General features: G+C 70.4%; 13 protein-coding genes. 12 read left to right on the top strand and 1 reads right to left on the bottom strand.

The window, feature by feature from the left end; translation table 11 throughout:
* Positions 1–305: 305 nt before the first annotated feature.
* Entirely contained in the window at positions 306–1,046 is a 741-nt protein-coding gene (locus tag D0Z08_RS21625; protein WP_118927344.1) for a GntR family transcriptional regulator, read from the bottom strand.
* Positions 1,047–1,174: 128 nt separating this feature from the next.
* Here D0Z08_RS21625 and D0Z08_RS21620 point away from each other — a divergent pair, with 128 nt between their 5' ends.
* The 12 genes from D0Z08_RS21620 (at position 1,175) to D0Z08_RS21565 (ending at position 14,068) form a co-directional block, all read left to right on the top strand.
* Positions 1,175–2,176 (top strand): Gfo/Idh/MocA family protein, encoded by a 1,002-nt coding sequence (locus tag D0Z08_RS21620; RefSeq protein WP_118927343.1) that lies wholly within the window; start codon positions 1,175–1,177, stop codon positions 2,174–2,176.
* On the top strand, positions 2,173–3,054 hold the full coding sequence (locus D0Z08_RS21615) for a sugar phosphate isomerase/epimerase family protein (RefSeq protein WP_245994284.1): 882 nt from the start codon (positions 2,173–2,175) through the stop codon (positions 3,052–3,054). The genes D0Z08_RS21620 and D0Z08_RS21615 overlap by 4 nt, the downstream gene beginning before the upstream one ends.
* The gene (gene iolC / locus D0Z08_RS21610; RefSeq protein WP_118927341.1) at positions 3,051–3,998 is read left to right on the top strand and encodes a 5-dehydro-2-deoxygluconokinase; all 948 of its coding nucleotides are present in this window, start codon (positions 3,051–3,053) and stop codon (positions 3,996–3,998) included. Before D0Z08_RS21615 ends, iolC begins: the two co-directional genes overlap by 4 nt.
* A complete protein-coding gene (locus D0Z08_RS21605) occupies positions 3,991–4,887 on the top strand; it encodes a Cgl0159 family (beta/alpha)8-fold protein (protein ID WP_118927340.1) in 897 nt (298 codons plus the stop codon). The genes iolC and D0Z08_RS21605 overlap by 8 nt, the downstream gene beginning before the upstream one ends.
* 20 nt (positions 4,888–4,907) lie before the next feature.
* Positions 4,908–5,744: a 5-deoxy-glucuronate isomerase gene (gene iolB / locus D0Z08_RS21600; protein WP_425454070.1), complete on the top strand. Its 837-nt coding sequence runs from the start codon at positions 4,908–4,910 to the stop codon at positions 5,742–5,744.
* On the top strand, positions 5,741–7,624 hold the full coding sequence (gene iolD / locus D0Z08_RS21595) for a 3D-(3,5/4)-trihydroxycyclohexane-1,2-dione acylhydrolase (decyclizing) (protein ID WP_118927338.1): 1,884 nt from the start codon (positions 5,741–5,743) through the stop codon (positions 7,622–7,624). Before iolB ends, iolD begins: the two co-directional genes overlap by 4 nt.
* A 33-nt stretch (positions 7,625–7,657) precedes the next feature.
* The gene (locus D0Z08_RS21590) at positions 7,658–9,154 is read left to right on the top strand and encodes a CoA-acylating methylmalonate-semialdehyde dehydrogenase (RefSeq protein WP_118927337.1); all 1,497 of its coding nucleotides are present in this window, start codon (positions 7,658–7,660) and stop codon (positions 9,152–9,154) included.
* A gap of 44 nt (positions 9,155–9,198) precedes the next feature.
* Positions 9,199–10,164: a sugar ABC transporter substrate-binding protein gene (locus tag D0Z08_RS21585; RefSeq protein ID WP_118927336.1), complete on the top strand. Its 966-nt coding sequence runs from the start codon at positions 9,199–9,201 to the stop codon at positions 10,162–10,164.
* Between the two features lie 64 nt (positions 10,165–10,228).
* The gene (locus D0Z08_RS21580; RefSeq protein ID WP_118927335.1) at positions 10,229–11,263 is read left to right on the top strand and encodes an ABC transporter permease; all 1,035 of its coding nucleotides are present in this window, start codon (positions 10,229–10,231) and stop codon (positions 11,261–11,263) included.
* Complete coding sequence (locus D0Z08_RS21575; RefSeq protein WP_118927334.1) at positions 11,260–12,249, top strand: ATP-binding cassette domain-containing protein; 990 nt, start codon at positions 11,260–11,262, stop codon at positions 12,247–12,249. Before D0Z08_RS21580 ends, D0Z08_RS21575 begins: the two co-directional genes overlap by 4 nt.
* Positions 12,246–13,283, top strand: coding sequence for a Gfo/Idh/MocA family oxidoreductase (locus D0Z08_RS21570; RefSeq protein ID WP_118927333.1), 1,038 nt, complete (start codon positions 12,246–12,248; stop codon positions 13,281–13,283). The genes D0Z08_RS21575 and D0Z08_RS21570 overlap by 4 nt, the downstream gene beginning before the upstream one ends.
* On the top strand, positions 13,280–14,068 hold the full coding sequence (locus tag D0Z08_RS21565) for a TIM barrel protein (protein ID WP_118927332.1): 789 nt from the start codon (positions 13,280–13,282) through the stop codon (positions 14,066–14,068). Before D0Z08_RS21570 ends, D0Z08_RS21565 begins: the two co-directional genes overlap by 4 nt.
* Positions 14,069–14,078: the final 10 nt, after the last annotated feature.

Here is a 14,078-nt window from a genome sequence, read left to right as displayed (position 1 = left end):
GGCCGCACGGCGTCGAGAGTCCGACCGATGCCGACTACAAAGGCTGCCGCTCAGCTCGGCACCCCACCCCGGGCCCGAATTACTGCGGCTCGTTCGCGCCGCGGCCAGCCACGCAACGATGCCCCGGCCGATCCTGCTGTTGCCCCAGCGTTGCCCCAGCCAGACCCACACCGAGGTGCTGGGAGGACTTCCCCGACGTTTCCGCAGGTCAGAGAGCCACAATGGGAGATTGGTCGCCGTTGGCCGTTTCCGACGACTTCTGGACCACACGCCGGCCCGCCGGCCCCGCTGTCGTCCCTGGCGCTTCAGCGCTCGACCAGTGTCACCTCGAACGAGTACGCCTCGGGCCGGTAGCAGTGGTCGCCGTACTCGATCGCACGCCCGGAGTCGGCGTAGGCCGTGCGCTGCATCGTCAGCACCGCGTCGTTCTTCCGGCCGCCGAGCAGCCGTGCCTCCTGCGTGGTCGCGCCGCGGGCGCCGATTCGCTGGCGGGCGACCTGGACGTGTGTCCCGGCGTCCCGGATGAGTTGGTAGAGCCCGCCGTTCTCGAGTTCCTCGTCGGTCGGCCTGATCACGTTCGCGGGCAGCCAGTTGCGCAGGACGGCGAGCGGCTTCTCGTCGGCGAGGCGGAGCCGCTCCAGGTGGAGCACCTCGTCGCCCTCGGCGAAGCCGAGCTCGTCGGCAACCTCGGCGGGGGCCGGCTCGACCTGGTTGACGAGTACCTTGGTGGCGGGCTTCTGTCCCGTGGCCCGGAGGTCGTCGAAGAGGCTGGTGAGCTCGAGCTCGCGCCGCACCCGGCCGTGGACGACCTGGGTCCCGACACCGCGCTTGCGGACGAGCAGACCCTTGTCGACGAGTTCCTGGATCGCGCGGCGCATCGTCGGCCGGCTGAGGCCGAGCTGGTCGGCGAGGGAGATCTCGTTGTCGAGCTTGAACCCGGGCGAGAGCTGACCGCTGCCGATCGCCTGCTCGAGCTGCTCGGCAACCTGGTAGTAGAGCGGCACCGGGCTACGTCGGTCCACCGTCAGCCGCAAACTTTCTGCCATGGCCTCATCCTAACCGGCGATCGACCGAATGACCGTAAGACAGAATGTTAGGACAAAGTATTGACACCCCACCGTCAGACGGCTAGAAAACGTCATGTAACCCCCATCACATCCGGAAAGGCCACCTCATGCGGATCGGATTCCTTGGCGTGGGGCGGATCGGCGCCAGCCACGCCGCCGTCGTGGCCCGGCACGAGGGGGTGACATCCTTGGTCGTCGCCGACGCCGACCCGGCTCGGGCGCGCTCTGTCGCCGAAGGGCTGGGAGCGGAGAGCATGACCGATGCGGCCGCGGTCCTCGCCGCTGACATTGACGCTGTCGTCATCGCGACCGCCACCGACAGCCACGCCGAGCTGATCGCCGCCGGCGCCCGTGCCAGAGTTCCCGTGTTCTGTGAGAAGCCGGTTGCACTCGACGTGCCCGGCACCCTCAGCGTGCTGGAAGAAGTGCGTGCGGCCGGCACCCCGGTGCAGATCGGTTTCCAGCGTCGGTTCGATGCCGGGTACGTCGCCGTCCGCGAGGCGCTGCGCACCGGCCGCTTGGGCGAGCTGCGCAGGGTGCACGCCGTCACAGCCGACCCGGCACCCCCGCATCCGTCGTACATCTCGACCAGCGGCGGGATCTACCGCGACTGCCTGATCCACGACTTCGACATCGTCCGCTGGGTGACCGGCCGCGAAGTGGTCGACGTCATCGCTCTCGGCGCCAACCGAGGTGCGACGTTCTTCGTCGAGGCCGGTGACGTCGACGAGACGGTAGCGATCCTGACCCTCGACGACGGCACCCTCGTGAGCCTGCAGGGCTCCCGCTACAACGGTGCCGGCTACGACGTGCGGATGGAGGTCGCCGGCACCGAGGGGACTATCGCGGTCGGGCTGGACGAGCGCGCAGCGCTCCGTTCGGCAGAGCCGGACGTGGACTTCCCTTCCGGCACACCCAACCCCACGTTCTGGGAGCGGTTCGCGGACGCCTACGTGGCGGAGATCAACGCCTTCGTCGAGGTGGTTAGGGGTGAGCGTCCGAGTCCGTGCTCGGTCGAGGAGGCACTGGAGGCGTTGTACGTCGCCGAAGCCGCAACCCGGTCGCGCCTGGAGGGCCGGCGGGTCGAGATCGCGGAGGTGCGCAAGTGACCACGCCAGTGCAGTCGCGGTTCGCCGGCGCCCCAATCTCCTGGGGCGTGTGCGAGGTGCCCGGGTGGGGACACCAGATGGCACCGGAGCGGGTGCTGCGCGAGATGGCCGACCTCGGCCTAGCGGCCACTGAGTTCGGGCCCGAGGGCTTCCTCCCGGACGACCCGCACCAGGCGGCCGACCTTCTCGCCGCCCACGGGATGAAGGCGGTCGGCGGGTTCGTCCCGGTCGTGCTCTTCGATGATTCCCACGATCCCCTTCCCCAGGTCGAGCGGGCGCTGGCCCACTTCCGGGCGGCGAGCGCGACCAGCCTGGTGCTGGCCGCCGCCTCCGGCGTGGACGGGTACGACGCCCGGCCGGTGCTCGATGAGACGCAGTGGGATGTCCTCCTCGCCAACCTCGACCGGATCCGCGATGTCGCCGGCGAGCAGGGGATCGAGGCCACTCTCCACCCCCACGTCGGGACGATGGTCGAGAACGCCGAGGAGGTCGACCGGGTGCTCACCGGATGCACGATCGGGCTCACCCTCGACACCGGCCACCTGCTGGTCGGGGGCGCCGATCCGGTCGAGCTCGCCCGGACGGCCACCGACCGGATCCGCCACACGCACCTCAAGGACGTCCGCGCCGATGTGGCCGAGCGCGTCCGCGCCCGCGAGCTGACCTACACCCGCGGAGTGCAGGAGGGCCTGTACGTGCCGCTCGGACAGGGCGACGTCGACGTCGCCACGATCGTCCGGACCCTCGAGGACTCCGGCTACCAGGGCTGGTACGTCATGGAGCAGGACACCATCCTCGACGGCGAGCCGCGGCCGGGCGCCGGTCCGGCCGCCGACGTCCGCGCTGGGCTGGAGTTCCTCACCAAGGTGGCCTCATGAACCACGAGGTGCTCACCATGGGCCGGGTCGGGGTGGACATCTACCCCGAGCAGATCGGCGTGCCGCTCGAGGATGTCGCCTCGTTCGCCAAGTACCTCGGCGGCAGCGCCACCAACGTCGCCGTGGCCGCCGCCCGCCACGGCCGGCGCAGCGCTGTCATCACGCGCACCGGTCAGGATCCGTTCGGCCGGTTCGTGCACAAGGCGCTCGCCGGCTACGGCGTGAGCGACGAGTTCGTCACGGCCGTGCCGACCTTGCCGACCCCCGTCACGTTCTGCGAGATCTTCCCGCCCGACGACTTCCCGCTGTACTTCTACCGGACGCCCACCGCGCCCGACCTTCAGATCCGGGCCGACGAGCTCGACCTCGACGCGATCCGCGATGCCGACCTGTTCTGGGTCACCGTCACCGGCCTGTGCCAGGAGCCGAGCCGGGAGGCGACGCTGACCGCGCTCGAGGCGCGGGGCCGCCGGGGAATCACGGTGCTCGACCTCGACTACCGGCCGATGTTCTGGGCCCGCCCCGAGGAGGCCACCGAGCAGGTCGCCCGCGCGCTCGAGCATGTCACCATCGCCGTCGGCAACCGCGAGGAGTGCGAGGTCGCGGTCGGCGAGACGCAGCCCGCGGCCGCGGCGGAGGCGCTGCGGGGACGCGGCGTCGATCTGGCCATCGTGAAGCAGGGGCCCAAGGGCGTGCTGGCCGTCGACGACCACGGGCAGGTCGACGTACCACCGGTCCCCGTCGAGGTGGTCAACGGCCTCGGGGCCGGAGACGCCTTCGGTGGCGCGCTCTGCCACGGCCTGCTCTCCGGGTGGGAGCTGGGCCGGACCATCCGGTTCGCCAACGCGGCCGGGGCGATCGTCGCCGGCCAGCTGGCGTGCTCGGACGCCATGCCGACGACCAGTGAGGTCGACGCCGTTCTCGGGGAGGTTCTTGATGCCTGACTACTTGACCGCTACCGGAGAGGAGCTGGTGCGGGCGATGACGTCCACCCGGCTCCAGGACCCCGGGGCGATCCCGGCCGCAGCCGCCCGGCGCAAGCGCCGCGCTTCGCTGGTCGGCGAGAGCGGGCGGCTGATGATCATCGCGGCCGACCATCCGGCCCGGGGCGCGCTGCGGGTGGGTGAGGACCCGCTCGCGATGGCCGACCGCGGGGACCTGCTGCGCCGGCTCGCGGTCGCCCTCGACCGCCCTGGCGTCGATGGCTTCCTCGGCACGGCCGACATGGTGGAAGACCTGCTGCTGATGGGAGCGCTCGACGACAAGGTCGTCCTCGGCTCGATGAACCGCGGCGGCCTCGCCGGGACGGCGTTCGAGATCGACGACCGGATGACGGCGTACGACGCCGCAACCATCGCCGCGATGGGGTACGACGGCGGCAAGATGCTCACCCGCATCGACCCGGACGACCCCGCGACCGTGGCAACCCTCGAGGCATGCGCCCGCGCCGTCACCGAGCTGGCGGCGCACCACCTGATGGCCATGGTGGAGCCGTTCATCTCGCACCGCGTCGGCGGCCGGGTGCGCAACGACCTGAGCCCCGAGGCCGTGATCCGGTCGGCCACCGTGGCGGCCGGGCTCGGCGCGACGTCGGCGCACACCTGGCTCAAGCTGCCGGTGGTGGACGACATGGAACGGGTCGCCGCGGCCACCACGCTGCCGGTGCTGCTGCTCGGCGGTGAGGCAAGCGTCGACCAGCCGGAGACGTTCGAGCGGTGGCAGCGCGCGCTCAAGCAGCCCACGGTCGTGGGCATGATCGTCGGCCGGGCCCTGCTCTACCCGCCGGACGGCGACGTTGCCGCGGCGGTCGATCGGACGGTGGGCCTGCTGTGAAGCCGCGCCATCTTCCTTCTGTGGTCGAGGTGAGTCCCGCCGACGCGGGGTGGACCTACAGCGGCCTGCGCGTGGTCTCGCTGGCGCCGGGCGAGCGGCACACGCTCGCCACGGGCGAGGAGGAGATGCTGGTGCTGCCGCTGTCGGGCGGCTGCGTCGTGGAGTGCGACGGCGAGGTCGTCGAGCTCGAGGGACGTGCCAGCGTGTTCAGCCGGGTCAGCGACTTCGCCTACCTCCCCCGCGACTCCGAGGTGACCGTCAGCTCGGCCGCCGGCGGCCGGTTCGCGCTCCCGTCCGCACGGTGCGAACGCCGGCTTCTGTTCCGGTACGCGAAGGCGGAGGACGTCTCCGTCGAGCTCCGCGGCGCCGGCAGCTGCAGCCGTCAGGTCAACAACGTCGCCGCGGCGCACACGTTCGAGTGCGACCGCCTGATCGTGGTCGAGGTGCTCACGCCGGCAGGCAACTGGTCGTCGTACCCGCCCCACAAGCACGACGAGGACCGGCCAGGCGCCGAGAGCGTGCTGGAGGAGATCTACTACTTCGAGGTCGACGAGGGGCCGGACGGGCCGGGGGTCGGCTACCAGCGGGTGTACGGCACCGACGACCGTCCGGCGGACCTGCTCGCCGAGGTACGGACCGGCGACGTCGTCACCATCCCGCACGGCTGGCACGGACCGTCGATGGCGGCGCCCGGCTACGACCTGTACTACCTGAACGTGATGGCAGGCCCAGGCGCCGAGCGCGCCTGGCTGATCTGTGACGACCCGGCCCATGCCTGGGTGCGGAGCACCTGGGACGACGCGGCGGTCGACCCGCGCCTCCCCCTGACCACGACCGACGAGAGGAGCACGCGATGAGCGGCACGGTCCGGCTGACCGTCGCGCAGGCACTGGTGCGCTTCCTGGGCGTCCAGTACTCGGAGCGCGACGGGGTCGAGCACCGCCTGGTCGAGGGCTGCTTCGGGATCTTCGGCCACGGCAACCTCGCGGGCGTCGGCGAGGCGCTGCTCGAGGAGGAGCTGCGCGCACCCGGCCGACTGCCGTACTGGACCGGTCGCAACGAGCAGGGCATGGTGCACGCCGCCGTGGGCTACGCCCGGATGCGCAACCGGCTCTCAACGCTCGCGTGTACGGCGTCCATCGGCCCGGGCGCGACCAACATGGTCACCGGCGCCGCGCTCGCCACGATCAACCGGATCCCCGTGCTGCTCCTCCCCGGTGACGTGTTCGCGACCCGGGTGGCGTCCCCGGTGCTCCAGGAGCTCGAGCTGCCATCCAGCGGCGACGTCTCGGTCAACGACGCGTTCCGTCCGGTGTCGAGGTACTTCGACCGGGTGTGGCGCCCCGAGCAGCTGCCGTCGGCTCTGCTGGGCGCGATGCGGGTGTTGGCCGACCCGGTCGAGACCGGCGCGGTCACGCTCGCCCTGCCGCAGGACGTGCAGGCGGAGGCGTACGACTGGCCGGTGGAGCTGTTCGAGAGGCGAGTGTGGCACGTGGCTCGGCCGCAGCCCGAGGCCGCGCTGGTGGCCCGCGCCGTCGAGCTGCTGCGCGGCGCCCGCCGGCCGCTGATCGTCTCCGGCGGCGGGACCATCTACGCCGAGGCGACCGAGGAGCTGCGTGCCTTCGCCGAGGCGTCCGGCATCCCGGTTGCCGAGACCCAGGCCGGCAAGGGATCCCTGCCCTACGACCATCCGCTGGCACTCGGGGCGGTCGGTGCGACCGGCACCACCGCAGCCAACACGATCGCTCGTGAAGCGGACGTCGTCCTCGGGATAGGGACCCGCTACAGCGACTTCACCACCGCCTCGCGCAGCATCTTCGCCGACCCCGACGTCGCATTCGTCAACCTCAACGTCGCGAGCCTGGACGGGCACAAGCAGGCCGGACTGCCGCTGGTGGGAGACGCCCGCGAGGGCCTGAGGGCACTCACCGAGGCCCTCGCGGGTCACCAGACCGACGGCGACTACCGCGACCGGGTGCGCTCGCTGGCGGCGGACTGGGACGCCACTGTCGAGCGTGCCTACCACCTGGGCCACGGACCGCTGCCTGCGCAGTCGGAGGTCATCGGCGCCGTCAACGCCGCCGCCGACCCCCGCGACGTGGTCGTGTGCGCGGCCGGCTCGATGCCCGGCGACCTGCACAAGCTGTGGCGCACCCGGGACCCGAAGGGCTACCACGTCGAGTACGGCTTCTCGTGCATGGGCTATGAGATCGCCGGCGGACTCGGAGTCCGGATGGCTGCGCCCGACCGCGACGTGTTCGTCATGGTCGGTGACGGCTCCTACTTGATGATGGCCTCGGAGCTGGTCACGGCGGTCCAGGAGAACGTCAAGATCATCGTGGTCCTCGTGCAGAACCACGGGTTCGCCTCGATCGGCGCGCTCTCGGAGTCGCTCGGCTCCCAGCGCTACGGGACGGCGTACCGCCGTCGCAACCCGGCGACCGGGCGGCTCGACGGCGACAAGCTGCCGATCGACCTCGCGGCCAACGCGGAGAGCCTGGGCGCCCAGGTGCTCACCGCCAGCAGCATCGACGAGCTGCACCAAGCGCTGCGCAAGGCGAAGTCGCACGCGACCGGCCCCGTCGTGATCCACGTCGAGACCGACCCGTTGGTGCCCGCACCGAGCAGCGATGCCTGGTGGGACGTCCCGGTCGCCGAGGTCTCCGGGCTCGAGTCCACGACTGAGGCCCGAGCCCGTTACGACGCCGCGAAGCGTGATCAGCGGCGTCACCTCTGACCCACCCACTGCAGCACGAAGGAAGAGAACCCTGTGAGGACGATCGAACACTGGATCGGCGGCACCCGGAGCTCAGCTGGCTCGAGCCGCACCAGCCCGGTCTGGAATCCCGCGACCGGAGAGGAGCAGGCCGAGGTACTGCTCGCCTCAGCGGCGGACGTGGACCACGCTATCGCGGTGGCACGTGGTGCCTTCGACACCTGGTCGCAGAGCTCGCTGAGCGCCCGCACGAAGATCCTGTTCCGGTTCCAGCACCTGGTCGAGGCCAACCTGGACCGGCTGGCCGAGGCGATCACCGACGAGCACGGCAAGGTGCTGTCCGACGCTCGCGGCGAGGTGCAGCGCGGCCTGGAGGTCGTCGAGTTCGCATGCGGCATCCCGCAGCTGCTCAAGGGCGACTACTCCGACCAGGTGTCGACCGGCGTGGACGTGTTCTCCTTCCGCGAGCCGCTCGGCGTGGTCGCCGGGATCACGCCGTTCAACTTCCCGGCGATGGTGCCGATGTGGATGTTCCCGGTGGCGATCGCGTGCGGCAACACGTTCGTGCTCAAGCCCAGCGAGCGGGATCCTTCGGCGTCCGTCCTGCTCGCGGAGCTGTGGGCCGAAGCGGGGTTGCCGGAGGGCGTGTTCAACGTCGTGCACGGTGACAAGGAGGCGGTCGACGCGATCCTGGACCACCCCGACGTCGCCGCGGTGTCGTTCGTGGGCTCGACCCCGATCGCCCGCTACATCCACCAACGCGCCACCGAGAACGGCAAGCGGGTTCAGGCCCTCGGCGGGGCGAAGAACCACGCGATCGTGCTTCCGGACGCCGACCTCGACTTCGCCTCCGACCACCTGGTGGCTGCGGCGTTCGGGTCGGCGGGCGAGCGGTGCATGGCGATCTCGGCCGCGGTGGCGGTGGGCCGCACCGGCGACGCGTTGGTCGAGGCCGTGAACGCCAAGGCGCGTGCGGTGGTCGTCGGCTCGGGCCGGGACGCAGCGAGTGAGATGGGCCCGGTGGTCACTCCGGCCGCCCGCGAGCGGATCGTCGGCCTGATCGACGCCGGCGAGCGTCAGGGCGGGCGGGTCACGGTCGACGGGCGTCGTCTCGTCGTACCCGGCCACGAGGACGGGTTCTTCGTCGGGCCGACGGTGATCGACGGCGTGACGCCGCAGATGGACTGCTACACCGAGGAGATCTTCGGCCCGGTGCTGTCGGTGCTGCGCAGCGACGACGTCGACGAGGCGATCGCCCTGATCAACGCCAATCCCTATGGCAACGGCACGGCGATCTTCACCTCCAGCGGCGAGGCCGCGCGGCGGTTCCAGCGCGGCGTCAAGGTCGGGATGATCGGCGTCAACGTCCCCGTCCCCGTTCCGATGGCGTACTACTCCTTCGGCGGGTGGAAGGACTCCCTCTTCGGCGACAAGCACGTGCACGGCCCCGAGGGCGTTTCGTTCTACACCCGCGCCAAGGTGGTCACCTCACGCTGGCCCCACGTCGAGAACCCGATCGGCGCAAGCTTCCACTTCCCCACGAACGCCTGACCGGGCACGTCGTCCGACCGGGTCCGCAGAGAAAGGCACCACACATGAGGCACAGAAGGATCACCATCACCGGGCTGGCCGCGTCGGCCCTGTTGCTCGCCGCGTGCAGCGGCACCGGCAAGGAGGAGAGCGGGGCCCCGACGGACACGTCGGACCTCACCTACGCGGTCATCACCCACAGCGGTCCTGGCGATGCGTTCTGGGACCGGGTGAAGTCCGGCGCGGAACGCGCGGGTGACGACTACGGTGTCTCGGTCGAGTACTCAGCCGATCCCGATCCCTCCAAGCAGTCCGAGCTCATCGACGCCGCCGTCGCCGACGACGTCGACGGCATCGTCGTCTCGATGGCCAACCCGGACGGTCTCCAAGACAGCATCGAGGCGGCCGTGGAGGCGGGTGTCCCGGTCGTGACGATCAACTCCGGCTACGACCAGTGGCAGGACTTCGGAGCCATCACCCACGTCGGTCAGAGCGAGACGATTGCCGGCCATTCGGTCGGCGAGCGGCTCAAGGACGAGGGCTTCAGCAACATCCTCTGCGTCATCCAGGAGGCCGGAAACATCGCTCTCGAGGAGCGGTGTGCCGCGGTCGCCGAGACCGCCGGCGGGAATGTGGAGAACCTGCAGGTCGACGGCACCGACGAGAACGCCGTGACCTCGACGATCACGTCCAAGCTGCAGTCCGACGACTCGATCGACGTCGTGCTCACTCTCGGTGGTCAGTACGGCATCAACGCGGTGGCGGCCGTCGACCAGGCTGGCAGCGACGCCCAGGTCGCGACCTTCGACCTGAGCGAGGACGTCATCAACGAGATCAAGGCCGGCAACATCCTGTTCGCCGTCGACCAGCAGCCCTACGTGCAGGGCTACATCGGCGTCACCTCGCTCTACCTGAAGTCGATCAACGGCAACGACGTCGGGGGCGGCCAGGCCATCAACTCCGGCCCGGCGTTCATCACCCCCGACAATGCCGACGCGGTGCTCGATTTCGCCAAGAACGGCACCCGCTGAGTGGGGCGTGGGGCCTGCCGATTCGGGCGGGCCCCACCCCGGCTTCCAGGAAAGGAACCAGCACATGACAACCACTGCGGTCGCGGACGAACGCGTCGTCCGCACGTCTCCTGTCGCCAGCGTGATGAAGCGCCCCGAGATCGGCGCGCTCCTTGCAGCGGTCGCGATCTTCGCGTTCTTCGCCCTCACGACCGACACCTTCGCCACCGCTCAGGGAGCCAGCACCTGGCTGGACTCGGCCTCGACGATCGGCATCATGGCCGTCGCGGTCTCGCTTCTCATGATCGGCGGCGAGTTCGACCTCTCCGCCGGGGCGATCACCGGTTTCACCGGTCTGGTGGTCGGCGTCCTGACGACCGAGTACGGCCTGAACATCTGGGCCGCGATCCTCGTCTCGCTCGGCCTCGCTCTCGGGGTCGGCTTCCTCAACGGCCTGATGGTGATGAAGACGGGACTCCCGAGCTTCATCGTCACCCTCGGCACGTTCTTCGTGCTGCAGGGCATCGACCTCGCCGGGACGAAGGCGCTGATCGGCCAGGTCGCCATCCAGGGCATGCGCAACGTCCCGTACTACGACCAGCCCCAGAAGCTGTTCGGGTCGTCCTTCGAGCTGGCCGGCGGCACGGTCGTCGTCTCGATCCTCTGGTGGATCGCGGTCACCGCTGTCGCGACGTGGGTGCTGCTCCGTACCCGTGTCGGCAACTGGGTCTTCGCCGTGGGCGGGGCCAAGCAGTCCGCTCGGCAGGTCGGCGTGCCCGTCGTGGGCACCAAGATCGGGTTGTTCATGACGACCGCGGGCTGCGGCTGGCTGGTCGGGATGCTGCTGCTGTTCAGCAGCTCCACGGTGCAGAGCAACACCGGCGTGGGCCAGGAGTTCATCTACATCATCTGCGCCGTCGTCGGTGGCTGCCTGCTCACGGGTGGTTACGGCTCGGCGATCGGCGCGGCGTTCGGTGCGCTGATCTACGGCATGGCCAACCAGGGCATCGTCTACGCCGGCTGGGACAACAACTGGCTGAAGGCGTTCCTCGGCGCGATGCTGCTGGGGGCGGTCCTGCTCAACGAATGGGTGCGCAAGAGGGCGGAGGAGTCACGATGAGCGACGACGAGAAGGTGAGCGCGACGGGCAAGCGGATCGGCAGGGTCGCCCGCGAGTACGCGACGCAACAGGCCAAGGAAGCGGCGCGCCGCAAGGAGCAGGAAGCGGCCGAGACCCCGATCACCGCCGACGGTCCGGCGATTCCCCCGCGGGGAACCCCGATCATCGAGGTGACCGACATCGGCAAGTCCTACGGCCGGGTGATCGCGCTGAAGGACGTGACGACGTCGGTCAAGGCAGGCGAGGTCACCTGCGTCCTGGGTGACAACGGTGCCGGCAAGTCGACGTTCATCAAGATCCTCGCCGGGGCGCACCAGCACACGGAGGGCAAGTTCCTCGTCGACGGCGAGGAGCGCCACCTGTCCAGCCCGCGCGACGCCCTGGCGCTGGGGATCGCGACCGTCTACCAGGACCTTGCCGTGGTTCCCCTGATGCCGGTGTGGCGCAACTTCTTCCTCGGCTCGGAGCCGGTGAAGGGCATCTGGCCGGCCCGACGGCTGGACGTCGAGTTCATGAAGAAGACGACCCGCAGCGAGCTGCTCGCGATGGGCATCGACCTGCGCGACGTGGACCAGCCGATCGGCACCCTCTCGGGTGGTGAGCGGCAATGCGTCGCCATCGCGCGGGCCGTCTACTTCGGGGCCCGGGTGCTGATCCTGGACGAGCCGACCGCTGCGCTCGGGGTCAAGCAGTCCGGTGTGGTGCTCAAGTACATCGCCAAGGCCCGCGACCGCGGTCTGGGCGTCGTGTTCATCACCCACAACCCGCACCACGCCTATCCCGTCGGAGACCGGTTCATGCTCTTGAGGCGCGGTCGCAGCATGGGCGACTTCCCGAAGTCGGAGCTGACCGTGCAGGACCTGACGTCGATGATGGCCGGCGGCGCGGAGCTGGAGTCCCTGGCACACGAGCTGGAGCGCACCATGGGTGCCGACAGCGAGGTGGTCGCCGACCTCAAGGCCGAAGCCGAGGCGGAGGCGAGGTGACCGTCCGTATTGCCCTGGTGGGCGCCGGTCGCATCGGCGCCCACCACGCGGAGCTCATCGCCCGGCACGTCCCGGGCGCCTCCCTTGCCGCCGTCGTCGATCCGAGGCCCGGCGTCGCGTTCGCCCTGGCGGAACCACTCGGCACGCGCGCCGAGACGGAGACCGCCTCGGTGTTGGAGCCGACCGACGTCGACGCGGTCGTGATCGCGGCATCTTCCGTCGCCCACGCCGGTCTGGTCCGGGCGGCGGCCGAGGCCGGCAAACACGTCTTCTGCGAGAAGCCGGCCGGGATGAGCCTGGCCGAGATCGACGCAGGACGGAAGGCGACAGCGGCAGCTGGCGTGGCGTTCCAGGTGGGCTTCAACCGCCGTTTCGCACCCGACTTCGCGGCAGCGCACGACGCGATCACGACGGGTCGGCTCGGCGACGTACGGCTGATGCGCTCACTCACCCGGGACCCGGGCAGCGGCCTGGCCGACCCAGGTGCGATCCCGCCGTGGACGATCTTCACCCAGACGCTCATCCACGACTTCGACACCCTCAACTGGCTGAACCCTGGAGCCCGGGCCGTCGACGTCTCCGCGACGGCCGACGCCCTGATCGCGCCGGAGTTCAAGGACGCGGGCCTGCTCGACACAGCCGTGGTCGTCATCCGCTACGACAACGGCGCGATCGCCACCGCCGAGGCGAACTTCGCGGCGACGTACGGCTACGACGTCCGCGGCGAAGTCTTCGGCTCGCGCGGAATGGTCACCATCGGCGACGGCTCCAGCACCTCGATGCGCCTGCACGACGCCGCAGGCCGGCTCGCGTCGACCGCGCGGAGCGACACCGAGCTGCTCCGGGAGGCTTACCTCGGGGAGTTCGGCGAGTTCGTGGCGGCGATCGAGGAGGGCCGTGCGCCGCGCGTCGGCGGCGACGAGGCGTGGGCCGCTTTCGCCATCGCCGAGGCCGCGATCGAGTCCTTCCGCACGGGTGGGCGCGCCGAGGTCGCCGTACCCGTAACGTCTGACGGACGAGGAGCTTCTCGATGACCTTCACCCTGGCGGTGTGCTCGGAGATGGTCTACCTCGACGAGCCGCACCTCGACCGCGTCAAGCGCATCCACGACGCCGGTTTCGCGGTCGAGATCTGGGACTGGACGGCCAAGGACGCCGCAGCACTGGCAGCGACCGGTGCGCGGTTCACGTCGATGACGGGGTATGTCAGCGGCGACCTGACCAGCCCCGACGGGACCGCTGCGCTGCTCGCCTCGGCGGCGGAGTCGGTCGAGTTCGCCCGCCGGATCGGGTCACCCGCGCTGAACCTGCACGGGACCGGCCTCGGGGAGGGCGGACTGCCTCTCCGACCCGTCGAGGTCGTGACGGGCGAGATGTGGCTGGCCGCGCTGCGCACGCTCGAGCGGGTCGCGGAGCTCGGGCAGCAGCACGGGATGACGTTCGTGCTCGAGAACCTCAACACCGAGGTGGATCACCCGGGGACGCCGTTCGCTCGCGCGGCGGACACGCTCGCGCTGGTGCGGGCGGTCGGGAGTCCGCACCTGCGGATGAACCTCGACCTCTACCACGCCCAGATCGGCGAGGGGAACCTGATCGAGCTGATCCGCCGGGCGGCGCCGTACATCGGTGAGGTGCAGGTCGCGGACGTGCCTGGACGCTGCGAGCCGGGGACCGGCGAGGTCGCCTGGCCGGCGGTCGCCCGGACGCTCGCGGAGGCTGGATACGACGGCGTGGTGGCGTTGGAGGCCTTCGCCAGCAGGCCCGGCTTGGCCGGCTCCGACACGGCCCTCGCCGCGTTTCGAGATGCGTTCACGGTGTGACGCGCGTCCA

Source organism: Nocardioides immobilis, assembly GCF_003515065.1.
GTDB lineage: Bacteria > Actinomycetota > Actinomycetes > Propionibacteriales > Nocardioidaceae > Nocardioides > Nocardioides immobilis.
This window is presented reverse-complemented; position numbering and strand designations above follow the sequence as displayed.

Coding starts and splice junctions, on each gene's coding strand:
- D0Z08_RS21620 (WP_118927343.1), top strand. CDS start 1,175: ATGCGGATCGGATTCCTTGGCGTGGGGCGGATCGGCGCCAGCCACGCC.
- D0Z08_RS21580 (WP_118927335.1), top strand. CDS start 10,229: ATGACAACCACTGCGGTCGCGGACGAACGCGTCGTCCGCACGTCTCCT.
- D0Z08_RS21625 (WP_118927344.1), bottom strand. CDS start 1,046: ATGGCAGAAAGTTTGCGGCTGACGGTGGACCGACGTAGCCCGGTGCCG.
- iolD (WP_118927338.1), top strand. CDS start 5,741: ATGAGCGGCACGGTCCGGCTGACCGTCGCGCAGGCACTGGTGCGCTTC.
- iolC (WP_118927341.1), top strand. CDS start 3,051: ATGAACCACGAGGTGCTCACCATGGGCCGGGTCGGGGTGGACATCTAC.
- D0Z08_RS21605 (WP_118927340.1), top strand. CDS start 3,991: ATGCCTGACTACTTGACCGCTACCGGAGAGGAGCTGGTGCGGGCGATG.
- D0Z08_RS21585 (WP_118927336.1), top strand. CDS start 9,199: ATGAGGCACAGAAGGATCACCATCACCGGGCTGGCCGCGTCGGCCCTG.
- D0Z08_RS21575 (WP_118927334.1), top strand. CDS start 11,260: ATGAGCGACGACGAGAAGGTGAGCGCGACGGGCAAGCGGATCGGCAGG.
- D0Z08_RS21565 (WP_118927332.1), top strand. CDS start 13,280: ATGACCTTCACCCTGGCGGTGTGCTCGGAGATGGTCTACCTCGACGAG.